This window comes from Yersinia alsatica, assembly GCF_902170305.1.
GTDB classification, from domain to species: Bacteria; Pseudomonadota; Gammaproteobacteria; order Enterobacterales; family Enterobacteriaceae; genus Yersinia; species Yersinia alsatica.
On the sequence record NZ_CABHWW010000010.1, the window covers coordinates 58,882 to 83,539 of the forward strand.

Sequence of the window (24,658 nt, forward strand, 5' to 3'; positions counted from 1 at the left end):
ATATCAACGAAATCAATAATTTTCATTAAATTATGGGGCAGGGATGGACATAAATACTCAGGGATTTGCATCATACTGGCGCAACTCCTTAGCAGATGCCGAGTCTGGCAAAGGGGCATTTGAGCGCAGAGATACGGATGCATTCACCCAGTGGATGGATATCACCACGGGACGATTGAATGAGGAAATTGTTCGTGCGTTCTTTGAGGGGGAAGGCGATACGGTGAAAACCGTTGAAGTGCTGCTACGCCCACAAGCATGGATCCGCCTGGTACAGCATGGCAAAGAACGGACGGCCGGAGCGCCGGGCATCGTCACCCCGTTAGTGACTTCTGCTCTCCTGAACCGTGAAGGATTTTTATTCCCCACTGGGGCAACCACCATTCCTCGTGATCTACTCGAACCGCTCCCCAAAGGCACCTTCTCAATTGGCGAGATGGCGCAATATGATAAATATAAAACCACGCATAACTCGACTACCTTTGATGAGGATGATGAACAGCAAGGCCTTGAGGAAAATGACGAGCAGCGAGCTGAACGTTATGCAAAGCACCAGTTGCAATGGCAAAAGTATCTAACTGAGTCAAATAATCTCCTGAAGAACGTGGCGGAAACATGGCTCTCTACCCACGAGCAATACGAACCGGCTGGGTATGGTTATGTTATCAAAGCGAACCAACCCGGAGGGGCCAGTATCCATATCCTGCCCATGTACGATCATCTGCTGACGTGCAAAAAAGAGGTTCCGTTACTAACGCGCTTTGCTTCGACTAAAATGCCATCTGTAGAACCTCTCCTTGCCGCCAATGCCATGTTCTGCGAGCGTCTGGGGCATTCCGGGGATGAGTTCCCGCTGGCAATGGCGCAGCGAGATGCCCTAAACCATTATCTCACCCAGCAATCGGGCGATATCCTCGCGGTTAATGGCCCGCCGGGAACCGGAAAAACTACTCTGGTTCTCTCAATCATTGCCACTGAATGGGCAAGAGCGGCCCTCAATAAAATCGAGCCACCAGTGGTAATAGCCGCATCAACCAACAATCAGGCTGTGACCAACATCATTGAAGCGTTTGGTAAAGATTTTTCCACAGGCACTGGAGCAATGGCCGGGCGCTGGTTACCTGGGCTGAAAAGTTATGGTGCTTACTTCCCGTCTTCGGGTCGTAAGGCCGACGCCGCGAAAAAATACCAGACTGATGATTTTTTTAACCGTGTTGAATCTCTGGAATACGTTGAAGAGGCACAGATCCTCTATCTGGAAAAGGCAAGGGCGGCGTTTCCATCGTCGGATTGCAGCTCTCCCGAACGCATCGCGGATCTTCTACACAAATGTTTAGTCGAGCACTCCGAGCAGCTTAAGCAAATTAAGCCGGCATGGGATAGTCTGAACCGTATTCGTGAGGAACGGACCGCCATCAGCGAAGATCTCGACCAGTACGTTCAGGACAAAAATACGTTACTACTCGGCAGCACGAATGAAATCGCATTATTGAACCAAGGCAAAAAACAGTGGCAGCAATATCGTGCGGACGAGTCGATGGTGTATGCGTTCTTCTCATGGATCCCCGCAGTCCGTACTAAGCGCTACTATCAGATTAACCTCTTCCTGGACGATATGTTTGGCGCAAGGATGGCTGCGTTTCGGGGTACCGCACCTGAAGGTATCGACGCGTATATCGACGACCTTGTTGCCCAGGTGAAAACAGAACAGGATGGATATCAGCAGCAAATCGATCTTGCTCAAGACGTTTCCCGACGCGAAAGCAACGCTACCCGATATTGGCATGAACTAACCCAGTCACTAGGGCATACAAGCGAAGAGGAGCTGAGCCTGGCTGGAGCTGATGAGCTTGCCGATATGAAGATCCGCTTCCCGGCATTCCAGTTGGCGACCCACTACTGGGAAGGTCGCTGGCTGATGGATATGGCGGCGATTGATAATCTTCAAAAAGAAAAAGGCCGCAAAGGAGCTAAAACTGTTAAGGCCCGCTGGCAGCGCAGGATGAAGCTCACACCTTGTGTTGTGATGACCTGCTACATGCTGCCTCATCATATGAAAACTAATGAATTTGTCGGAAAGGGCAAGCCATTTGATAAAAGCTATTTTTATAATCTTGCCGATCTGTTGATCGTCGATGAAGCCGGGCAGGTGCTCCCCGAAGTGGCTGCAGCTTCTTTTGCACTAGCGAAGAAAGCGCTAGTGATTGGCGATACTGAGCAGATTGCGCCCATCTGGAACAGTTTACCCAGCATTGATATCGGTAATATGGTGGAGGAGAACATTCTCCCCGGCGGTACTCAGGAAGAGCTTACGGATGCCTATGCACTGGTGTGTGATTCAGGGAAAAGTGCAGCATCGGGCAGCGTAATGAAGATTGCCCAGTTTAACTCTCGCTATCACTACGATCCGGATTTAGCCCGTGGGATGTATCTGTACGAGCACCGTCGCTGCTTCGATAACATTATCGGCTACTGCAATACGCTGTGCTATCACGGCAAGTTACAACCAAAGCGGGGAACCGAAAATGAGACGCTTTTTCCTGCGATGGGCTATCTGCATATTGATGGCAAAGGCATGCAGGCAAACAGTGGGAGCCGTTATAACGCTTTCGAGGCAGAGACAATAGCGGCTTGGCTCACAGCTCACAAAGAAGAAATCGAGCGTCATTACAACAAAGCGCTGCATAAAGTGGTTGGAGTCGTGACGCCATTTTCAGCGCAGGTCAACGCTATCAAAGCCGTATTACGCAAGCTCGATATTAACTGTAGCGGTAGTGAGGATTCGCTAACGGTTGGTACAGTGCATTCGTTGCAGGGGGCAGAAAGAGCAATTGTGCTCTTCTCACCGGTCTATTCGAAACATGAAGATGGTGGGTTTATCGACAGCGATAGTAGCATGCTGAATGTTGCCGTATCCCGCGCTAAAGATAGCTTCCTAGTCTTTGGTGATATGGACTTATTCGAGATCCAGCCCGGATCTTCCCCGCGAGGATTATTGGCAAAATATCTGTTTGCTTCCACCAGCAATGCATTGCAGTTTGAGTTTCAGGAGCGCAAAGATTTAAGCGCGGCACAAACGCAGATCTCAACCTTGCACGGTGTGGAACAGCATGATGCATTTCTTAACCAGACTTTTGGCACTATCGGAAAGAGCATTACTATCGTTTCCCCTTGGCTGACTTGGCAAAAGCTGGAACAAACCGGCTTTTTGACGTCGATGATCCAGGCGCGCTCACGCGGCATTGATATCACTGTGGTGACAGATAGAAATTACAATACCGAACACGTTGATTATGAAAAACGCAAAGAGAAACGACTGCGCCTTAACGATGCTGTAGAAAAGCTTAACGAGATAGGTATTACTACAAAACTGGTCAATCGCGTTCACAGTAAAATTGTGATTGGGGACGAGGGTTTACTCTGCGTAGGGTCGTTTAACTGGTTTAGTGCCGCTCGAGAAGATAGGTATCAACGATACGATACGTCGATGGTGTACCATGGCGAAAGCTTAAAAGGTGAAATCAAAACGATTTATACCAGCCTGGAACAGCGTCAGTTATAGGGGCGCGCGAGTTGTCTAGGAAGGTGTCGACTTTTTGTGTATCAGATCTGTATGTCAATCAATGGGACAGGTCAGCGTGCAGTGGATAAAATGACGAAAGCAAGCGAGCCAGAAAGCATACGTATTGCCTGAGCCATAGATTCATCACAGGGCAACTGGCCCTAAAGTCTGATTTATTAAGCAATCCCGTTAATCAAGACAGTACAGCCAGTCCATTTTTACCTAGAATGCTCATTAACTCGCCAGCGTTGCAAGCGAATGGACATTGTCTGGAATAAGATACTTCCAGAGTCTATCGAGTAAAACGGAAGCGCTTTCACTATTATTTAGGGTAAAACAGCCTGTCTGATGTTGCTGCCACCAGGATTCACACTCCAGCCTTTCAAGTTCTTGATTGCGAGGAACCAGTAACAATGAAAGTACCGGTCGCTTTTGCTGCAAACGCAGGGAATCATGATAAATATGTGCGGATGCCATTTCTTCAAGAATGCGCTTTCCTCGTGAAGTATATTTACTGTCCAGGCAGATGAACTGCGTTGTACCTGATGTGGTGATTTCCAGTATCAAATCGGGTCTACGCATGGAGCTAATGGAATGGGGCATATCGTCGTTTATTGACGGTCTTTTTAATAAAGCGGGAAACGACTTTTGGCTATGCAGTTTAATGCTCTGGCCATTATGTTTTGCCCGGAATGTAAGTCTTCCGGCGTATTGCGACAGTTTCCATTTTATGTCGGGAAGTTTACGTTTTAGCCCTTCCGCTAACGCGACAAAACACCACGCCTCGTAGACATCCCAGCTTGGTATCAGATAATGGTTTTCATCACGGGACAAGCCGGATATACCTTCACGAAGTAATCTGACTCCCATGCGCCAAGTCAGTTGGTAGTGAGGGTGTCCGGCAATGGCATCGAAATCCAGACCATTCGACTGTTTTGGGTCAGCAGCGAAAAAGGGCATCTGTTCGACGGTGTAACGCAACAGCTTCTTTGCAGCTATCAGATAGTCAATCCTCCGTTCCAGCCGATCGTTGATATTGGTTCGTGTATCGGAGATTTCCTTAACGTTAGCCTTTTGTATGTTCTTTAGAGTGGTGAGCACCTGGGTTACCCGGCGGTCAATAAGCTGCAACTGGTATTTTAATTGACGGTTGGCAGGAGTATCCCAGGTGATATCGGAATGTGTGGCCCTTACCTGTAACTGATTGATATCATTATCGGAGCATCGCGACTCCGCAGAGCTCCCAGTCAGCAGATCTGCATACCGGACAAGTTGTTGCACTACTGAAGGTGTAATCTGTTTCAGTCTGCCCAGTGGATATTGTTTCGTCTGTTGTTGATATCCGTAAACAGGGTGATGAAGAACGGCGTTCAATCCCTGTTCATAACGTGGGAAAAACTGCTTTATACGTGCATAACGTAGCCAGACCCCCGCATAGCGCGACATTCCCCCTAATTGATGTTGAGCAGGTTCACTGCCTGCAATTCTTAAACTGTCAAAGGCGATTATATCCTGGAGGAATTGCTGCCACGCTTCTTTGCCACTTTTTAGCGGATCATTGCTCACGTCCACACGCCAGCTCACAGTGGTACCTCTATCATCCAGCACCAACTCTAGATCCACTTCTCCTGCATAGAAATTAGGGTGCCAGATCCAGTAACCGGAAATCTTCTGCAAGCAGGCGTCATCAGCGTATAGTTGAGCATTCTGCAATTCCTGAGGGCACTCGATCAGGTATCTGCGCAACTCCGAGAATCCTGTTACCGGCTGGTTTGCCTGATCCAGCATTGCGCAGTGATCTGAATTGATGTTTTCTTCTAGCCAAACTCTCAGTTTCATATTAGCGCCAGAACCTCATCATGCCCGCATTTTCCAAATCAGCAGTTAACGAGGCTATTTTGCGTGCGCAGCGTATCAGGCGGAATGCTTCACATGATGAATGACATTCTGCCAGCAACTGCCGTAGACGGTCGCTATCTGACCCGCGAAGCTTGGGCAGAACGCGGGCATAGATCACGTCATCCAAGGTGTTTTCTAGCCTAAATGAGTCAGACTGACGAGCGAGTGAAACATAGCTAAGTACATCTTCAATGGTACGCCAGCCGAAGTGTAATCGTTCAGGTTGTAAGTGCCCTAAGAGTGCCTCTAAGACTCTGCGAACATGGCTCTGTTCATCATTGGTCAATCCGTACTTAGTCCAACTAGGGAAGTCATCTAGATTGATATCCCAGAACTCCATTGTCCACGCCCTGTCGAGGACTTTATCCGACAGGCCATGAGTCGTTTCATCCATGTTAAGAGTACCTATAAAAGCTACATTAGAAGGGTAACGCATACGAGCAGGCACACCATCGAACATGTCACCTTCACTATGTAGCATCAACGGTGAACCAGACTCCATTGCTGAAAGGAATGGTGCGAAGTAATGCTCCGGATGGGAGAGGTTCATTTCATCCAGGATGATCACAAACGGTTTGTCGGGGGTATTGGCTGCCTCAAGTAAGAAGTTCAGCAACGGGGTCCGTGTATAACTTTCTGGACGTAGCGGGTTGATATAGCCTAATAGGGGCGACGGATCGTACCAGCCTGGCAAGACCGCCTGAATGAACCAGGTTTTTTTATCATCATCAAAGGTAGAACCAGAATGATGAGAACCTAATGCCTGAGCATACCTTAGTGCGAGTTGTGTCTTTCCTGATCCCGAGAGACCGGCGAGTATCGCGAAGTGTCGTTGTTTATTTGACCAAAGACCTAAATGAAGTTGTTCAACCTGCCAGAGTTGAAAAGCACTATCTTTGACGACGTCGTTAACAATTGCACTTATATCGAGGGCATACACATCAAATTCAGCAGAAACACCATCCGGTTGTAAGTCCGTTTCAATAACCGGGACTTGTGGCAGGTATTCAGGCTGCCAGGTAATCCGGTTCGACCACACATTACCTTCTTCGGTCAGATTGTAAGCTTTCTGGTCATCCTTTTTGACTAAACCAAGTTGAATAAGCCAACTGAGTATTGAACGGGGTACGGTCTCAGATGTCCATCCTGCATGCACTTTTCTGAGTAAAGCCAGCAGTTGTATAAAACTTTTACTCTCGTCACGCATGGCAAGTAGCACATGATCTACCCCGAGAATATGGGTGATCATCACTGGGATTAGCTCCTGTGGATCTTGGGTTCTGAGAAAAGCTGCTCCGCGTGAGGATAGGGTAAATTGGTCTCCGTCTTTTTCAATAACGAAGAATTCATTACTGAGTATGCTGATGATGGTGCTTAAGGTGCTGTTTTTTGAATCAGGAAACTCTTCCTGGAGAAAATCGATTAAATCGTTTCGTGTCTTAGGCGTTTCCAGAAAATAAAGTACACTTTTTATCGTGCTAATACCTCCGGTCAGTGAGGTCAACCCTTTACGACGCTGTTCTGCTGGTCGGTGCTGTAAGATGATATCACCCGATTTACCCAGTTCCTCTGATTGCTCTGGATTTTCACTCTGGCGTATGGATCTTAATGCTAACCACGGCAATGCCATACGTGCTGCAACCGCCGTCATATCTTCTCCGGTTTTCCCCAGCAGGTCATTCATGTGATCTGTAAGCGCCAGTTGCAACCTAGTTGCCGTAAAGTCAGTACTGCCAAACCAAACTCGCGCAATGTCATATGCCGGTGTAAAGCTACTCAGCGTTGTGAATTTACGTGGCCATAGAGCAGCGAGAGTTCGCATGGTCAATAAATAGGGTGTCGTAGTAGTAAACTGCCGGATGCGTATCAGTAACTCTTGATAAAAATTATGCAGCCAAAGCGCGCACGTTTCCGTGTCTTTATTCTCCAGCTTTTCCATAGATTGTTCCGCCACCCAAAGGCGAAATGACTCATCAGCGATGGCTTTACTCACATCAATCGCTCCCTGTGCGGCGTTGCTGACAGGGTTTTGAGTCCACAGGCGCTGATGAAATTCAACAGATGAACGAGTCTCAAGATCTGCATTGTGAACTTCAACAATAAATTTATGGAGGTTATTCAACCACAAAGGGCTTTCAGCCCAAGGGTCAATGGTATTCAGGAGTTTTTTTAAATTTTCTGCATGGGTGTAATCAGTGCGCATGATGATGTCCTTGCTGTAAGCGATCAATGCGTATAAGCCATTGGCTATAAAATATAAACATGTTTATATCAGTACTGGCAGGAGAACGCAGAGTTAATGGCCACGTTTTCTTCAAAAACTCATCAGTATAAGCTTTCTCATCAAGTTCTATTCTCGAACGCGTTTCTGTAACACAAGCTGAATCACCGGCATCCCAGCACGATTTTAGCTTCTGAATATTTTCCGCCGATTCCTGAGCCATATTTTTACGGATATTCTGCTAACAACCCGTATTTCCGTTACATTCTTTATATTTCTCAGTGTATTTCTACGGACTACCCTGACTCAGATGGCTATTCTCCACCACATTCTTCCTGGCCTATGCCCTGGCAATGGCACTACCCGTACCGCGCTATCCCCGGAGATGTCACCGGATCGTCCAGCGGCCAGAGAGCTCAGGTTAACAATAACCTGCTTCTGTGAGGTCTTTGGTATTGATATTCGGGTACAGACTGTTTTTGATGTAGATGGCGGCCAGTTCATCGCTTAAAGCTCCGATACCACCGGCGGCGTTGTTGCCTTGTAAATGAGAAGGCACCGCACCCAGCACCGCATGCGCATCAATACGTGCCGCTCCATTATCGTCACCGACCACATCTTTAATTAACTGCGCCAGATACGCGGCTGATGCACCGGCCAATGCTTTGGTCCTATCGCCCACGCCAACCCTTGCAGGGCCGCAATGGCGACTTGCGCAATATTCTGGTAGGTACCTCCAATGTTGTAATCCTTCATGACATCTTTGTAGGTTTGCGGCGCTTCTTTCTCTCTGTCAAATATTGGGGGGCGTTATTGTTCCCTGCCAGCACCAAGTTCCCCATGCTACTACCGCAGGTACTGATCCGTATAAAAACAGTGTGTTTTTGATGTTGTTCACTCTGCAAAAGTGACGGTTTTTTGTGATCGCCTCGCGATTTTATCGCAATTATACTTGTATGGTAGTATGTGAGTTGAGTAAGTTCTATACATCGCAAAAGAGATGTAAGGAACAAAAAATGAAGATTGTAGCGGCTGAAGTCTTTGTCACCTGTCCAGGACGTAACTTCGTCACTCTGAAGATTACGACCGAAGATGGCATTACCGGTTTAGGTGACGCGACTTTGAATGGGCGTGAACTGTCTGTTGCGTCGTATCTAAAAGATCATCTATGTCCTCAGCTTATCGGGCGTGATGCGCACCGTATCGAAGATATCTGGCAGTTCTTTTACAAAGGTGCTTACTGGCGTCGTGGGCCAGTCACCATGTCGGCGATTTCTGCTGTCGATATGGCGCTGTGGGATATCAAAGCGAAAGCAGCCAATATGCCACTGTATCAATTACTGGGTGGTGCATCCCGTGAGGGAGTGATGGTTTATTGCCATACCACCGGCCATAGCGTTGACGATGTGCTGGAAGATTATGCACGTCATAAAGAGATGGGTTTCAAGGCTATTCGGGTGCAGTGCGGCGTACCGGGCATGAAAACGACTTACGGTATGTCGAAGGGAAAAGGACTGGCTTACGAACCTGCAACCAAAGGGCAGTGGCCGGAAGAGCAACTGTGGTCAACTGAGAAATACCTCGATTTTACGCCAAAACTGTTTGAAGCCGTGCGCAACAAGTTCGGTTTTAATGAGCATCTTCTGCACGACATGCATCACCGCCTGACGCCTATTGAAGCCGCGCGTTTTGGCAAGAGTATTGAGGACTATCGGCTGTTCTGGATGGAAGATCCCACGCCTGCTGAAAACCAGGAGTGCTTCCGTCTGATCCGTCAGCATACCGTCACACCCATTGCTGTCGGTGAAGTTTTTAACAGTATATGGGATTGTAAACAGTTGATTGAAGAACAGCTGATCGACTACATCCGCACCACCATTACCCACGCCGGCGGTATCACTGGAATGCGCCGCATTGCTGACTTCGCTTCGCTATATCAGGTTCGTACAGGCTCGCATGGTCCGTCTGACCTCTCTCCAGTTTGCATGGCTGCTGCGCTGCACTTTGACTTGTGGGTACCCAATTTCGGCGTTCAGGAATACATGGGATATTCGGAGCAAATGCTGGAAGTCTTCCCGCACAACTGGACGTTTGATAACGGCTATATGCACCCTGGGGATAAGCCAGGACTCGGTATTGAGTTCGATGAAAAACTGGCGGCGAAATATCCGTATGAACCCGCCCATTTACCGGTTGCCCGTCTGGAAGATGGCACGCTGTGGAACTGGTAATCAACGATTCAGTAGTGAATACAGGAAAATAAACATGGACTTCATTAACGATCATTTCATGATCGACAATGAAGTCGGTGTTCGGCTGTATCAGGACGTCGCGAAAGATCTGCCGATCATCGATTATCATTGTCATCTCGAAGCAAAAGATATTTACGAAAATAAATCATTTGAAGATATTACCCAGCTCTGGCTGGCGGGCGACCATTATAAATGGCGGGCAATGCGTGCTAATGGCATCAATGAACGCTTTATTACTGGAGACGCCAGCGCAGAAGATAAATTCCGTGCCTGGGCCGAAACCGTGGAAGCCGCATTCGGTAATCCGCTTTATCACTGGACGCACTTAGAGCTGAACAAATATTTTGGCTGCAATATAAATCTCGATAGCCAGAATTGGCGTGAGGTTATGGCGCACTGTAACCAGCTCATTAAACACAGTGATTTTAAACCGCGCCGTCTCATGGAACGGTCAAACGTCGAGGTTATTTGTACGACTGACGCACCACTGGATTCTCTGGAATATCATCGTTTGTTACAGCAGGATCAAACCTTTGCCATTAAGGTTTTACCGACATTTCGCCCCGATGATGTTTTTAATGAAAAAGCGGCTGAGTTTGCACTCTTTATTACAAAACTCGCTCAATTAACTGAGATCAGAATAGATACCTTTAATCAATTTGCTGATGCGATTGGTAAACGTATTGACTGGTTTCATAAAGTGGGCTGCCGTATTTCCGACCATGGCCCGGTGAGTATTCAATATAAGGCTTGTTCGCCAGAAGATGCGAACCATCTCTTTTCTCGTAAGGCCGAGGGGCAATCCCTGACTGATGAGGAAGAAATACAGCTCAATAGTGCCATTTTCATCATGCTCTCCGCGCACTACAAAGCTAGAAACTGGGCGATGCAGATTCATTTTGGCGCTATTCGTAATAACAACAGCCGAATGCGTCAGCAAGTGGGAATTAATGCCGGTTTTGATTCGATCAACGATCAATTGCACTTGGCATCATCCCTCAATCAATTGTTGGATGCGATGGTACAAGCAAACGCGTTACCGAAAACCATCCTTTATAACCTCAATGCCAGTTACAACGATGTTATTGCGACAACTATCGCTAATTTCCAGAGTGCCGAGCACGGGGTGAAATCTCCGATGCAGTTTGGTTCGGGCTGGTGGTTTAACGACACACGTCGGGGTATGGAAAGTCAGCTCAATAGTCTTGCTGACCAAGGATTACTCATGCATTTCGTTGGCATGCTGACGGATTCTCGCAGTTTCGTTTCTTATACCCGACACGATTATTTTCGCAGGATCCTTTGCAACCTTATTGGCGGGTGGGTTGAGAAAGGTGAAGTACCAAATAATAAAGAAGTTCTGACGCGAATGATCAGAAACATTTGTCACGCTAACGCTAATAACTATTTCAACTTCTAATACTCTCCCTGTGAGGATAGAACATGACTCGTACCAACCGCAAAATTACCATTCCGGTCAGTATTGGATATGGTCTGACGGATATTATGGGTGGCGGCGCATTTACCGTTATTGGCGCCTGGTTACTTTTCTTTTATACCACCTTTGTGGGCTTATCTCCGGTCGAGGCGGCATCAATTGTCGCGATTGCGAGGATCGTCGATGCCATTGTTAGTTTATTTATGGGATCTTTTACTGACCACTTTTATAAAAATGCATTAGGTAAAAGGTTTGGCAGAAGGCGCTTCTTTTTACTTATCGGCGCGCCATTAATGTTGGTTTATATTCTGCTGTGGGTAACTGGAATGAGTTTCTGGTTTTACCTTACGGTATATCTGGCATTCGAAATCATTGCCGCGGTTGTGTTAATTCCATGGGAAACGCTGCCCTCAGAAATGACGAAGGATTTTAATTCCCGAACCAAACTCTCGACGTGCCGCATGTTCCTCTCTGCATCAGGTACATTTCTGGCCACCTTTATTCCTGGTCTATTAATTGGCCATTTTGGTGAGCACGATCCTAATGCCTATTTTATTAATGGCGTGGTTTTTGCGGTCCTATTCATGCTGTGTGTGTTCATTTCTTGGAAAGTGACATGGGAGCGCGATTTAACCCCAGAAATGTTGCAAGAACTGGAACGCAGCAATCAGCCAACAACATTCAGCGAAAAATTAGTCATGGTTGGCGGACTGTTTAAGGAATATGGATCGACATTAAAGGTTCGCGCATTCAGAAAACATCTGGCCATTTATCTGTTTTCCTTTACTGCAAAAGATGTCTATAACACGGTGTTTGTTTTCTTCTGTGTTTACTGCCTGAATGTTTCTTCATCGCTGGCCGGTACGCTGTTATCGATGAGTATTGTTGGTCTGCCGGTCACTTTGTTAGCTGGGGTGGCGATCATTAAATACGGTCCTTCGCGCCTATATGTTTTTGCATACACATTGATGATGCTGTGTCTGGCCGGTTTGTTCATGGTTTATCAGTTCCCGATGGGGAACAAAGTTACCGTGCTGCTGATTCTGGCAGCCCTGTATCAGGTTGGTCGCTGTGTACTGGAGTTCACTCCGTGGAATGTGTTTCCTTTCATTCCGGATATTGACGAGATGATCACTCGCCAGCGTCGCGAAGGTTTGTTTGCTGCGGTGATGACTTTCTCGCGTAAAACGACGGTTGCCATCGCCACCTTTATTGTGGGGCTGATGCTACAGAACGGTGGGTTTGAGAAGGGGAGTCTGGTGCAGCCTGAGCAGGCGATCAATACCATCGCGACGTTATTGTTTGCCGGAACCGCAGGTTTACTACTGCTGGCACTATGGCAGGCGGTTACATTCCACTTGAACAAACGCACGCATAAAATCTTTGTTGATGAGGTGGATCGTTTGAAAGCTCATGGCCTGAAGCAGGATGTGGGGCCAGAGACTCGCCGAATTGTTGAAGACTTAACCGGATACTCTTATGACGCACTGTGGTGCGATGCGGATGATACGGTGGCCAAAGCAACCAAGTCGGCGACAACATTAAGTTAATACCGCGACACCTCTACGTAGGGGTGTCACATAACTTAATAATGATGACGAAAAGCTTCGTTCAAAAACTATATAGGCGCTTCCTTAAAGACGTCCTGATTTTATTATAAAGTAGGTCATACAATGCAAAATAAGCTCTTAACGGCAAAGGCTACACTTCCTGGCTATGATCGCACTAAGCTGGTTCCACGTATGGTTCATCTTGGTTTTGGTGCGTTTCACCGTGCTCACCAAGGAGTGTATACCGATATTTTGGCTACCGAGCACAACAGTGACTGGGGCTATTGCGAAGTTAACCTGATCGGCGGCGAACAGCAGATTGCCGATCTGAAGCAGCAGGATAACCTCTACACCGTAGCGGAAATGTCAGCGGATGCCTGGACGGCAAGAGTGGTTGGCGTGGTGAAAAATGCGCTACATGCAGAGGTTGATGGACTGGAGTCGGTATTGAACGCGCTGTGTGAACCACTGGTCGCTATTGTTTCGCTGACAATTACGGAGAAGGGATACTGTCATTCCCCGGCAACTGGTCAACTCATGCTGGATCACCCGATGATCACCGCCGATCTACAGAACCGCAAGCAGCCAAAAACCGCACTCGGCGTGGTGGTTGAAGCGCTGGCTCGCCGTAAAGTAGCGGGTTTACCGGCATTTACTGTGATGTCCTGCGACAACATGCCTGAAAACGGCCATGTGGTACGCAATGTGATCACCGCTTATGCTCGTGCCGTTGATGCTGATCTGGCCACATGGATTGAGCAGAATGTCACTTTCCCCTCCACGATGGTTGACCGTATTGTGCCAGCCGTAACGGCAGACACGCTGGATAAAATTGAGCAACTGACCGGCGTACATGATTCTGCTGGGGTGGCGTGCGAGCCATTCCGTCAGTGGGTGATTGAAGATAATTTTGTTGCTGGTCGCCCTGAGTGGGAAAAGGCGGGCGCAGAGCTGGTCGCTGATGTCATTCCTTTTGAAGAGATGAAATTGCGTATGCTCAACGGAAGTCACTCCTTCCTGGCATATCTGGGCTATTTGGCGGGTTATCAACATATTAACGACTGTATGGGTGACGAAAATTATCGTCTTACCGCGCGCGCACTGATGCTGCAAGAACAAGCGCCGACACTGAAAGTGCAGGGTGTGGATCTTGCGCGTTACGCCGATCTGCTGATTGACCGTTACAGTAACCCGGCGCTGCGTCATCGTACCTGGCAGATCGCCATGGACGGTAGCCAAAAACTTCCTCAGCGTATGTTGGACTCTATTCGCTGGCATTTAGCACATAACAGCAGTTTCGAGTTACTGGCGCTGGGCGTGGCAGGCTGGATGCGTTATGTCGGCGGGGTAGATGAACAAGGCAATGTGATTGAAGTCAGTGATCCTCTGCTGCTAGTGATCCAAAAAGCGGTACAAGAAAGTAAAGAAGGTGAAAATCGCGTTCAGGCACTGCTGGATATTGACGCCATCTTTGGCAATGAACTCCCGCAGGTTGAGCAGTTTACGAAGAGAGTGAAAGAGGCGTATCTGTCGCTTCTGGCGGATGGCGCAAAAGCTACTGTTGCAAAATATGCCGCAAAGCTGAAATAAACAGGCGATGAATACCGCTTTGGGGCGGTATTCACATCACTATTCTTCACTAAACCAGTCGCTATTTTCCTGACGAATCAACTGTACAGACTCACCAATCTCTTGCAGATGTATCGTCATCGCGCGTTCTACTGCATCACCATCATGCTTTTCAAGGGCAGTAAAAATCTCCAGATGTTGACGTAGCAGCATCTCTGGCGGTGAAATATGATCCAAGCTCATATAGCGGACTCGGTCAATTGTCGCCTTAATGTTTTCAACGGTGTCCCACGCTAGCTGGCAATCAGCAATAACCGCCAGTTGCTGGTGAAAATCATCATCGAGCTCGAAGAAATCATTAATCTGCTTATGGTCGATGGCAACGCGCTGCTGGTTAAGATTCTGTTCCAGTTGGTAGCATTGGCTGTCGGTTATCATCGATGCTGCACGACGAACAACCGCGCATTCAATTGCCTGGCGTACAAAACAGCCGTTACGCACCTGCGATAACGAAATTTTGTTCACATAGCTGCCGCGCTGGGGGCGAATTTGGATCAGACCGTTCTCCGCCAGTTTGATAAACGCTTCACGAACCGGCTGGCGAGAAACATTAAAACGGACAGAAACCTCTTTTTCAGAAAGCGGCGTGCCCGGCGCAATAAGGCAATGCACAATGTCTCGACGAAGAATTCGATAAATTTGCTGATTTACGGGCTGTGTAGGATTGAGCTGCGTTTCGACGGTCATTCATTCTTACTGTTTAGTGAGTTAACGCTGTGATTCTACCACTCTTTTGCCGGAACAGGGCGGCCTGATGGCCGCAAATCGAAAACCTGATTTATTCCGGCCGGGTTACCGCCACTTCTCGGGCAAAATATAGATGATTTAACACTCTATTTTCTTCAAGGTATTGCTTCATGCTGCCCCGTAAAAATATCGCCACTCTTTTGTCATCTTATGTCTGAAAAACTTTTATTATCATATTGTTAATTTATAAATTAGCCTATATGACGCCAGCTTATCCTACCTTTATGCGTAGCCAATCCAGTCTATTCGCTTGTGACAAGCCCTAAAAATCGGGGCCAATAATCCTATAATTATTAGCCCCGGAGTCATGTCAGTCAGATTTTACCCTTCATTAATTGCCGACTTTGATTGGCGAAGTCGACGTACCACTCGTAGGAGTGGCGGCAGAATCAACACCGCCACCGCTAGGATTAGTAAGCTTTTGGCGATGGGGCTCGACCACAAAATATCGTAGCTTCCATTGCTAATGGACAGTGCGCGGCGCAAGTTCTGCTCCAGCATTTCTCCCAACACAAAACCTAAAATCAGCGGGGACATGGGGAAATTCATTTTTCTGAGCAGATAGCCGAAGATACCCAACCCCACCATCAGCATCAGGTCGAAAGTGGTGCTGTGGACGGCATAAACCCCTACCGCAGAGACGGCGGCAATGGCGGGTACCAGGAACCACAACGGAATGGTTAGCATGCGGGTGAAGAAACCAACCAGAGGCAGGTTCATCAGCAGTAATATGACGTTGGCTATCAACAGAGAGGCAATTAACCCCCAGACAATATCCGGTTGCTCGGTGAACATCGCCGGCCCTGGCGTGATGTTATACAGGGTCAATGCGCCCATCATTACCGCTGTGGTGCCTGAGCCAGGAACGCCCAGAGTCAGCATTGGAATAAAAGACCCACAGGCAGATGCATTATTTGCCGCTTCAGGTGCGGCAACCCCGCGAATATCGCCTTTACCAAAGCTATCACTGTTGCCACTGATGCGCTTTTCGGTCATGTAGGTCAGTGCACTGGCGATAGTGGCCCCGGCCCCCGGCAAAATCCCGACAAAGAAACCGATGACTGAAGATCGCAGTGTTGGCCCAACACATTCAGCCGCTTCTTTACGGTTGAACATCAGACGACCGGTTTTACGCACCAGCTTCTGGCCGGTGCTGGTACTTTCCAGCATCAACAAGATTTCACTGACCGAGAACAAGCCGATTACCACCACGATAAATTGGATCCCATCCGAGAGATGGACACTATCAAATGTGAAGCGGTAAACGCCGGTGTTTGCATCAACACCCACAGTTGCCAGCCCCAATCCGATTAAGGCGGCAAGCAGTGACTTTAAGGGGTTTTGGCTCATCATGCTGCCAAGGCAGGCAATGGCAAAGACCATCAGCGCGAAATACTCTGATGGCCCGAAGGCCAGTGACCACTGCGCCAACAGCGGTGCGAACAGAATAATCCCACCAATAGCCAAGATTGAACCAACAAATGAGCTAACTGCTGAAATAGATAGCGCCACACCGGCACGACCTTGCTGCGCCATCGGATAACCATCGAGGGCGGTCATGATGGCGGCAGCATCACCGGGAACGTTCAGTAATATGGATGAGATACGCCCGCCATATTCACAACCGATATAAACCGTGGCCAGCAAGATCAATGCAGACTCTGCGGGGAGTTTTAGAGCAAAAGCGAGTGGTAGCAAAATGGCTACGCCGTTGATCGGCCCCAGTCCTGGGAGTAAGCCAACAATGGTACCGATAAAGCAGCCTATCAGGGCAATCATCAGGTTTTGCGGTGTTAATGCCACCTCAAATCCTTGCGATAAATACATCCAAGTTTCCATCACAGCCTCGTTAGTTCAGCCAAACGCCAAGCGGCAAGGTGACATCAAGTAAATAGTCAAAGGCGTAGAATAATGACGTGCCCAGAACCACGCCGGACAGCGCAGCGACCCATATTTTTGCCTCAAATAACAATGCGATGCTGAATGTTAGTAGGGCGGTCGCCAGCGGAAATCCAAGTGACTCAAACCCCCAGGCATAGAGCACCAGCGTTATCACCATCACTAACAAGCGCTGCAATACTTTGGCGTGCGGCCAGGCAATCACATCTGGTTTACGTAGCAGCAAAAGCAGCGCGCAGAGTGTCATTAACGCCAGAATGGCCATGGGGAAAGGACGCGGCCCTAGCGGCTCGTAGCTATATTCGCTTTGAATTCCCCAGCCGATAAATAAGCCGCTGATGCAAAGCAGTATCCAGATACTGGCAAAAATACGATCGCTCATCATCTTGCTCCTTAATTATTTGGCCAACCCGAATGCTTTGGCTTGCTCACGATATTGTTCAATCTGTTTTTTGACATAAACATCCAGCTCTTTGCCGGTTAGGTTGAACTCAAATAAGCCGCGTAATTCCCTCTGTTTTTTGAACTCGTCAGTTTGTACCAGAGTATTAAAGGTATCCGTCCACCACTGATATTCGGCATCACTAACCTTCGGCCCCAGATAGAAGCCACGAATAATCGGCCACACTAAATTGAAGCCCTGTTCTTTAGCGGTCGGAATATTAGCGAGTTGACCGGGCAGGCGTTGTTCTGCATAAACGGCCAATACCCGTAATTTGTCGCCTGCCAGATAGGGCACCATTTCACTTAAATCCCCAGATACTGCCTGAATATGGTTGCCTAACAATGCGGTAACCGGTTCGCCGCCACCCTCAAAGGCCACATAGCGCATTTTATGGGGATCAACGCCCACCTCGCGGGCCAATAACGCCGTTTTCATCCAGTCCTGGCTGCCAATTGAGGCACCGGCCCCGAATACCACACTATTAGGGTCCTGTTTAAAGGCATCCATCAGATCTTTTAGTGTTTTATAGGGAGAGTCAGCCCGCACGGCAATCATGCCGTAATCAGTACCGATGGCCGCCAGCCACTTCACATCGTCAGGGCTATAACGGCCAAATTTATTTTGTGCCAGATTCAGTAAGGAACCGCCGGAGAAGGCGACCACTGTGCCGAATTCTGCTGGGCGCTGCGCCACAATGGCGTTATAGGCTACCGCGCCAACACCACCCGGCATGTAAGTCACCCGCATCGGGCGGTCAATCGCTTTAGTCTCTTGCAGGGAAACTTGAATCAATTTACAGGTAAGGTCAAAGCCGCCACCGGGTTTGGCAGGCGCAATACATTCTGTTCGGTTAGGCGCGTCGATGGCCTGTGCCATTTGTGCCGTCAAGAGCAAAACCGAGGCGGCTAAGGTGCGGGTAATTATTCTTTTCATATTATTCCCTTATTATTTTCTTCTAAATTGTGAGCCTTCCCGCGATTGCGAGGTTGCTGAATTGTTAATAGATTAACCTTTCAGTTACCTTTCAATGGGAAGGAAAAAGTGCAGGATGTGATATGCGTCTCTTGTTGGTAGAAGATCACCCCGAGTTATCTCACTGGTTACAAAAAGCATTGACTCATGCGGGCTTCGCTGTGGATGTGGCAAATGATGGTGTTGCTGCCGATCATTTGCTGCAAAACGAAAATTACGCACTGGTGGTATTGGATGTGGCGTTGCCACGCCTGAATGGGTTAGACCTGCTGGCACGGCTACGTAAGCGTGGGCAAACGCTGCCGGTGTTGCTGCTAACTGCCAGAACGGAAGTGGCAGACCGGGTGAAAGGGTTGAACTTGGGGGCCGATGACTATTTGACGAAACCGTTCGAAATGGATGAATTGGAGGCGCGGATACGTGCTCTATTACGGCGTAGTGTTGGGGGAAGCGGGCAGGTGGTGCAGTTTGGTGATTTGACTTATCACGACGAAGGATACTTTCTGTTGACCAATAAGCCATTGGCGCTGACACCGCGGGAATCGGCAGTATTAACGTCACTGATGCACCGCCGGGGTAGGCCGGTTGCCAAACAACAGCTATTCGAGCAGGTATTTACCTTATCCGATGATGCCAATCCAGAAAGTATTGAACTGTATGTGCATCGGGTGCGTAAAAAGTTACACGGCAGTAATGTGTCTATTCAAACCTTACGCGGTTTAGGTTACAGCTTGGAATGCACCGATGGAGCGCTCTAATACTCTTGCGCCACGATGGCTTAAAGCCCCGCGCTCGCTGTTTCATCAATTGCTGCTGTTTTTTGGCGTACCCTTATTGATTTTAGGGGGGATTTCTATTTATACCCACTATATCAGTGCGATGAATGCCGCTACGCTCGCTTATGATCGTACCCTATTAGCCTCTGCCCGAACGGTGGCTGAGCGGTTAGTTGTCCGTCATGGGCAGCTAGAGGTTGATGTCCCTTATATTGTCCTCGACAGCTTTGAACGTAACATGAATGATCAGCTTTACTATCAGGTGATTACGCCGGAGGGGAAAAGTATTGCTGGCTACAATGATTTGCCGCCTTTCCCGCTAAATACGCCGCGCTCCCTTCTTTACCCCGCATTGGTGCATTTCTATGATGCCGAGTACCGAGGCAAGCCAATACGTGTGGCCGCACTTTATCAACCGGTTAATGAGTCCGGTGTCATGGGGATGGCAATGGTGTTGGTGGCTGAAACGCTGGCTTCCCGCCATGATTTAGCACAGCAGATCATGGTCTCCGCAGTTTTGACCCAAGGTACGCTGGTGCTATTGACACTGGTAATGGCCTATATCTTACTCAAAGGCATTCTCAAGCCATTACGTAAGCTGTCGAGCCTGATGCTGCGCCGCAGTCCCGGTGAACTAACCCCGCTCCCCAAAGTGTTGCCATGGTCAGAAATGGAACCCTTGTTATTGGCCTTTGATCGCTACATCGAGCGTTTACGAGAAATGGTGGCTCGGCAGGGGCGCTTTAGTGCCGATGCCTCTCATCAATTGCGTACACCGCTAACGGTGTTGAAAACGCAGGTAGCGGTGGCTCTGGCCAGTGACGAACCACGGCAATGGCGTGAAAGCCTATTGGCGATGCGCGGGACGCTGGATCATACCGTCTCTCTGACTGATCGGTTGTTGCAGTTATCCCGGATGAAAGTGCACGAGCGCAAGCTCCAGCCGGTTAATCTTGGCCCACTATTACGAGATGCGTGTTTCGCGCATCTTGCCCAAGCCCGCAGTAAGCAGATTGATCTGGGCTATGAGGGGGCGTCTGATTGCTGGATCGAAGGAGATGCTTTGTTGTTGACCGAACTGTGCGACAACTTGCTAGATAACGCGTTGAAATACACACCAAAGCAAGGCGTGGTGACGGTAAGGTTGGTTATCGGCAAGGAAGCAGAGTGCTGTTTGTTGGAAATAGAAGACAGCGGCCCCGGCATTGCACAAGATGAAGCTGTACAAGCACTGATGCCATTTCACCGGCTGGACAATGTGGGTGAGCAGCCCGGCGCCGGGCTGGGGTTAGCCTTGGTAAAAGACATTACGACTTACCATAAAACCCGCCCAGAGTTATTGCACAGTGAGTTACTGGGCGGTTTATTAGTTCGGATAAATTTCCGCTTGTGTGAATGATGTGAATGGCCGCAAGATTTTGACTAAATTTATTTTTATGAAAAGAAAGCTGTTTTTGTAGGACTCACTTTTTCACTATTTTACTTTGTCATCTACGACGAGTTTCTTTCATACTCTTTATTCGCGCTGTGTCAGGATAAGCTTGATTCCCAGCCCAATAAAACTCAACGAGAAACTCGCTCGCAATATTTTCATGACTTTGGGGCGGGATAATATATGACCGCGCATGAAAGAAGAAAACACGCCATATAACATAAAAATCAGCAGTGTCATTAGCATGAAAATACCGCTGAGTATCAGCATGTCATTTGTCGGGGAAGCGGTTTCAGTACTGATAAACTGTGGTAGAAATGCTAAAAAAAACAGTGACAGTTTTGGATTAAGTAGGTTGATTAAGACCGCATGAACAATAACTTTTAAAGGCGTGGCGGTTTCATTGGTACTTTCAATTTGTAATGGGCCATTTTGCTTGAGGGTTATCCATGCCATATACAGTAACCAGATAACGCCTAGGAATTTTATAATCCCAAAGGCTGCGGCGCTGGTATGAAATATAGCCGCCAGCCCAGTAATGGCCGCCAACATATGAGGAATAATACCTAGGGTACAACCTACCGCAGCAATAAGACTTTGCTTTACTCCGCTCCCCAGGCCGGTGGCAATGGTATAAAGCGCCCCAGTACCCGGCGATATAACTACGATAAGTGATGTTATCAAAAATTCGCTACTCATCTGCATGGTGTATCTCTTTACGTCATCGAAATAGGTAATGCAGAGTGTCTGGTATATTTAGCTGGTGTGTCTTGAAGAAAATTGCAGGTGAGAATTACTCTCTGGCTGATAAAAAATAACCGGGAGTCATGCCAAATTGCTTCTGGAAAGCACGGGTCAGATGACTTTGGTCAGCAAACCCTGTCATTAGTGCCGTATCGATAATTGTTTTCCCACCCGACAGTAATTTCCGGGCCAGACGTATACGTGACTGAACTAAGTATGCGTGCGGTGTAATACCTAACTCATGTGAAAATGCACGTATTAGCTGAAAACGGCTGATATCACAAAGAGCAGCCAACTGACTGAGTGTGATTTTTTCCTCAGGACAATCATCAAGATATTGTTTAGCCAGTATGACCGGGGGAGTATATTTTTTGAGTGGTAACTTTGAAAAAATATGATATTGAGTGACTCGCATTAGGCTCAGAATAAAAGCCTCTTCAATCGCGGTACTGTCAGGATGAGGTGCATTTATTTTATCGAACATCGTCCTCATATGGCTACTGAGTGCCGGATCAGTGATGACAGGAGACATCAGAATATCCTGAGTTTTAGAATCATGCTGTAGTTCTTGCGCCATTACGTCAGGTTCGAAAAAAATCATATGCCATCCGCGCGGCCCCTGTAGCGGTTGTCCATCATGGATTTCTCCCGGATTAACCATAATGATGTCCCCCGCACTGGCTTGCACATTCCCCAGGTGACTCCAGGAGCGCTGTGTTCCCTGAATGACAATACCAATGCCAAATTGGTCATGTGAATGACGGGGAAACGAGTGTTCGGTCAGTAATGATATTGCATCCATTCCAGGGATTAATGGCTGATGCTGCTTTACGTGATGAATATATTTCTTCATGTATATCCCTAGGATCTAAACCCGTATTTATACCTTTACTGAGATAATGGTGTCCGCAAACTCTGCTGCCTTTTTAGATGCTTGATGTGCCAGCTCGGCATTAAATGCTGGGCTATCTGCATCACAAAATCCGTGAGGTGCATCGAACATAACACACTGTACTAACGGCAGTTTTTCCAGCTCTTGTTGCATCAGTAGAGTATCGAATGATGGCTCGTAGCGGGCAATAATAATCAGTGCCGGGCAGGGTGGAGCAATATCGCTGTATTGACGAATACGGGATCCATAATGGCAGATAACGCCGTCGCATAAATCGCTTCTGGCAGCCAGCCACGCATGTGTAGCGCCGACGCTGTATCCCACAACCAGCAGCTTACTGTACTTTGCTCTTAATTTAGTCAGCAGTGCAACCACGCGGGTGGGATCAAAGCCAACGTTTTCTGAAAAATGGCAGCAAGCTTTATCTTGCTGCGCATAGCCGAAAGGGGTGGTATGAGGAAACAGGGCTGGGATATAGACGTCGAACCCGCGCCCTTGCCACTTATCGTGCTCGCGCCGGATATGATGATTAATGCCATAGATTTCATGCAGTATGACGACGGCATAGCGGCTGGCGTTAGGCATGAGTGGGTTAGTCGTCAGCTTTATGTGCCCAGGCAGGCATTGCCGTCAAATAGCGCTTTGCCCGTTTGCGAGCTTCTTCAGCCCCGACTTTTTGCCAGGAGTCGAGGAATTCAGCCAGACCGGAAACGGCCTCTTCCCAAGATTTAAGATGACCTTCAGAGTCGCTGCAATATGCGCAGTATTTATCGCTCGCGCCTTGTGCATCCGCAGCTGACATCGGCATACCGCAGGCTTGGCAGAACTGTTCTTGCTGTGACATATAACGCTCCTTGCGTTGTGTTTATGTCTAATAAATATACTGATTTTGCCAAGGGTGTATGCCGTGTCAGATCAACGAATCTTATAAACGATGTATGACCATCAACCGGTATTTCCTGACCACTACTGGCCTCATTCCTCCCATCAGTGTGGTCAAATATCTTGGGCAGATTTTATGGCAGTTTTTTGTCTCTTAATTTTCGACTGTATTTCATCTTTCTGAATCATTTGGACAGCAAAATAGAGGTCAGGCACTAAAATAATCTCTTCAGTGTAATGTGACATATCGTTTTTCGTTAGCCAGAGGGATAATTCTTTGTTACGACCGGCAAGAATAAGCGTCACGCCTTTTTCCCTCAACGTCGGGATCAGCTCTTTAAGCATCGAAAATACACTGGCATCATTATATGTAAAGCAAGTGGCTGCATCGACAACTAGCCAGTGAGGTGTAATAGGAGCATTACTAATTAGCTGGGTTACGCGTTTTTTAAAATAGGTCGCATTAAAATAGGTTAATATAGAGTTGAAGCGATACATTATTAAACCATCAATAGGTTTAATATTATTTTCAGCATCAATAGAGTGAATTATTCCTTGATTATCAACACCCAGTAACTGGTCTGTTGGTTTGAATACGGTGCGAAGGAATTGCAGTAGCCCAAGAATAATGGCAAATCCGATACCGTCAATCAATCCTACGAATAACACAGCAATTAAGGTAAATAGAGTCAGGATGTAGGCTGAGCGATTCTGTACTCGCATGGAGAAAATAGCTTTAAAACTGAACATTGACCATGCGGCATAAATAAGAACTGCCCCAAGAGTTCCTAATGGAATGAAACTAAGAGCTTGCGTCAAGAATAAAAGCACCAAGGCAATCATTAAGGCAGCAACCACCGAGACCATTTGAGTTTTACCACCATTATCATCATTAACTGCAGTCCGGCTTGTTGCTGCACTGACGGCGAATCCTTGTGATAATCCGGCAACGATATTGATATAACCTAAAGCATATAGCTCTTTATCAATATCGACCTCATAACCATTTTTACTGGCAAAACTTTGTACTGTCATCATAAAGCTAACAATACTGATCACGGCAAGATTGAGTGATGGGACAATAAGTTCGCGCAATAAGTTAGGGTCAAAATGCGGCATGCTTATATGTGGCAACCCTTGGCCTAAGCTACCAATAATAGCTATTCCCCTCGAGCTAAAATCTAGATATCCACTTAATAGTGTGGCGATCGTCATCACAATAAGAGGAGCTGGCCATTTCGGGCGTAGAGCTTTGAGAATAAATAGGGCCAAGAGGCTGGCAACTGAGAGTATTAATGTTAACTCATGAGTGTCTGAT

Annotated in this window: 22 protein-coding genes; 7 read left to right on the forward strand and 15 right to left on the reverse strand. The window is 47.7% G+C overall.

The window, feature by feature from the left end; genetic code table 11:
• Positions 1 to 43: 43 nt before the first annotated feature.
• Positions 44 to 3,562, forward strand: a complete 3,519-nt coding sequence (locus FTA96_RS06595; RefSeq protein WP_145573429.1) for an AAA domain-containing protein — start codon at positions 44 to 46, stop codon at positions 3,560 to 3,562.
• A 234-nt stretch (positions 3,563 to 3,796) separates the two neighbouring features.
• Here the strand turns inward: FTA96_RS06595 and FTA96_RS06600 are convergent, their stop codons facing one another.
• The 6 genes from FTA96_RS06600 to FTA96_RS23760 all read right to left on the reverse strand — a co-directional run bounded on the left by FTA96_RS06600 (position 3,797) and on the right by FTA96_RS23760 (position 8,438).
• Positions 3,797 to 5,401 carry a DUF2357 domain-containing protein gene (locus FTA96_RS06600; RefSeq protein WP_145573431.1) on the reverse strand — a complete coding sequence of 535 codons (1,605 nt, stop codon included), beginning with the start codon at positions 5,399 to 5,401 and terminating at the stop codon, positions 3,797 to 3,799.
• 1 nt (position 5,402) lies between these two features.
• Positions 5,403 to 7,664, reverse strand: a complete 2,262-nt coding sequence (locus tag FTA96_RS06605) for an McrB family protein (protein WP_134957242.1) — start codon at positions 7,662 to 7,664, stop codon at positions 5,403 to 5,405.
• Positions 7,654 to 7,905: a hypothetical protein gene (locus FTA96_RS06610; RefSeq protein ID WP_050108811.1), complete on the reverse strand. Its 252-nt coding sequence runs from the start codon at positions 7,903 to 7,905 to the stop codon at positions 7,654 to 7,656. The genes FTA96_RS06605 and FTA96_RS06610 overlap by 11 nt, the downstream gene beginning before the upstream one ends.
• A gap of 83 nt (positions 7,906 to 7,988) precedes the next feature.
• Positions 7,989 to 8,186, reverse strand: a complete 198-nt coding sequence (locus FTA96_RS23755; RefSeq protein ID WP_391592622.1) for a VENN motif pre-toxin domain-containing protein — start codon at positions 8,184 to 8,186, stop codon at positions 7,989 to 7,991.
• Positions 8,104 to 8,364, reverse strand: coding sequence for a hypothetical protein (locus FTA96_RS23240; RefSeq protein WP_050108809.1), 261 nt, complete (start codon positions 8,362 to 8,364; stop codon positions 8,104 to 8,106). The genes FTA96_RS23755 and FTA96_RS23240 overlap by 83 nt, the downstream gene beginning before the upstream one ends.
• On the reverse strand, positions 8,307 to 8,438 hold the full coding sequence (locus tag FTA96_RS23760) for a hypothetical protein (protein ID WP_391592623.1): 132 nt from the start codon (positions 8,436 to 8,438) through the stop codon (positions 8,307 to 8,309). Before FTA96_RS23760 ends, FTA96_RS23240 begins: the two co-directional genes overlap by 58 nt.
• A 260-nt stretch (positions 8,439 to 8,698) precedes the next feature.
• Here FTA96_RS23760 and rspA point away from each other — a divergent pair, with 260 nt between their 5' ends.
• The 4 genes from rspA (at position 8,699) to FTA96_RS06635 (ending at position 14,512) form a co-directional block, all read left to right on the forward strand.
• Complete coding sequence (gene rspA, locus FTA96_RS06620; RefSeq protein ID WP_050108807.1) at positions 8,699 to 9,913, forward strand: starvation-sensing protein RspA; 1,215 nt, start codon at positions 8,699 to 8,701, stop codon at positions 9,911 to 9,913.
• A 34-nt stretch (positions 9,914 to 9,947) separates the two neighbouring features.
• Positions 9,948 to 11,354: a glucuronate isomerase gene (gene uxaC / locus FTA96_RS06625; RefSeq protein WP_050133453.1), complete on the forward strand. Its 1,407-nt coding sequence runs from the start codon at positions 9,948 to 9,950 to the stop codon at positions 11,352 to 11,354.
• Between the two features lie 23 nt (positions 11,355 to 11,377).
• Positions 11,378 to 12,922 (forward strand): MFS transporter, encoded by a 1,545-nt coding sequence (locus FTA96_RS06630; protein WP_145573433.1) that lies wholly within the window; start codon positions 11,378 to 11,380, stop codon positions 12,920 to 12,922.
• A gap of 123 nt (positions 12,923 to 13,045) precedes the next feature.
• Positions 13,046 to 14,512 carry a mannitol dehydrogenase family protein gene (locus tag FTA96_RS06635; RefSeq protein WP_145573435.1) on the forward strand — a complete coding sequence of 489 codons (1,467 nt, stop codon included), beginning with the start codon at positions 13,046 to 13,048 and terminating at the stop codon, positions 14,510 to 14,512.
• 39 nt (positions 14,513 to 14,551) lie between these two features.
• Here FTA96_RS06635 and FTA96_RS06640 read toward each other — a convergent pair whose 3' ends face one another.
• The 4 genes from FTA96_RS06640 to FTA96_RS06655 form a co-directional block, all read right to left on the reverse strand.
• A complete protein-coding gene (locus FTA96_RS06640) occupies positions 14,552 to 15,238 on the reverse strand; it encodes a GntR family transcriptional regulator (RefSeq protein ID WP_050144963.1) in 687 nt (228 codons plus the stop codon).
• 381 nt (positions 15,239 to 15,619) lie between these two features.
• Positions 15,620 to 17,137, reverse strand: a complete 1,518-nt coding sequence (locus tag FTA96_RS06645) for a tripartite tricarboxylate transporter permease (protein ID WP_050108796.1) — start codon at positions 17,135 to 17,137, stop codon at positions 15,620 to 15,622.
• A 10-nt stretch (positions 17,138 to 17,147) separates the two neighbouring features.
• Complete coding sequence (locus FTA96_RS06650) at positions 17,148 to 17,579, reverse strand: tripartite tricarboxylate transporter TctB family protein (protein WP_050108794.1); 432 nt, start codon at positions 17,577 to 17,579, stop codon at positions 17,148 to 17,150.
• A 15-nt stretch (positions 17,580 to 17,594) separates the two neighbouring features.
• Complete coding sequence (locus FTA96_RS06655) at positions 17,595 to 18,575, reverse strand: Bug family tripartite tricarboxylate transporter substrate binding protein (RefSeq protein ID WP_050108792.1); 981 nt, start codon at positions 18,573 to 18,575, stop codon at positions 17,595 to 17,597.
• Positions 18,576 to 18,697: 122 nt separating this feature from the next.
• Between FTA96_RS06655 and tctD the strand changes: the two genes are divergently transcribed.
• Together tctD and FTA96_RS06665 are read left to right on the forward strand one after the other, a co-directional pair.
• Positions 18,698 to 19,372, forward strand: coding sequence for a transcriptional regulator TctD (gene tctD, locus FTA96_RS06660; protein WP_050122485.1), 675 nt, complete (start codon positions 18,698 to 18,700; stop codon positions 19,370 to 19,372).
• A complete protein-coding gene (locus FTA96_RS06665; RefSeq protein ID WP_050108788.1) occupies positions 19,359 to 20,789 on the forward strand; it encodes a sensor histidine kinase in 1,431 nt (476 codons plus the stop codon). Before tctD ends, FTA96_RS06665 begins: the two co-directional genes overlap by 14 nt.
• A gap of 117 nt (positions 20,790 to 20,906) precedes the next feature.
• Here the strand turns inward: FTA96_RS06665 and FTA96_RS06670 are convergent, their stop codons facing one another.
• From FTA96_RS06670 to FTA96_RS06690, 5 genes are all read right to left on the reverse strand, one after another.
• A complete protein-coding gene (locus tag FTA96_RS06670) occupies positions 20,907 to 21,521 on the reverse strand; it encodes a LysE family translocator (RefSeq protein ID WP_050122550.1) in 615 nt (204 codons plus the stop codon).
• Positions 21,522 to 21,615: 94 nt separating this feature from the next.
• Positions 21,616 to 22,419, reverse strand: a complete 804-nt coding sequence (locus tag FTA96_RS06675) for an AraC family transcriptional regulator (RefSeq protein WP_145573437.1) — start codon at positions 22,417 to 22,419, stop codon at positions 21,616 to 21,618.
• A 27-nt stretch (positions 22,420 to 22,446) separates the two neighbouring features.
• The gene (locus FTA96_RS06680; protein ID WP_145573439.1) at positions 22,447 to 23,043 is read right to left on the reverse strand and encodes a dienelactone hydrolase family protein; all 597 of its coding nucleotides are present in this window, start codon (positions 23,041 to 23,043) and stop codon (positions 22,447 to 22,449) included.
• 7 nt (positions 23,044 to 23,050) lie between these two features.
• Positions 23,051 to 23,302: a zinc ribbon domain-containing protein gene (locus tag FTA96_RS06685; RefSeq protein ID WP_050133437.1), complete on the reverse strand. Its 252-nt coding sequence runs from the start codon at positions 23,300 to 23,302 to the stop codon at positions 23,051 to 23,053.
• A gap of 152 nt (positions 23,303 to 23,454) precedes the next feature.
• Positions 23,455 to 24,658, reverse strand: a 1,204-nt coding sequence (locus tag FTA96_RS06690; protein ID WP_145573441.1) for a SulP family inorganic anion transporter, incomplete at its 5' end; no start/stop codon positions are given.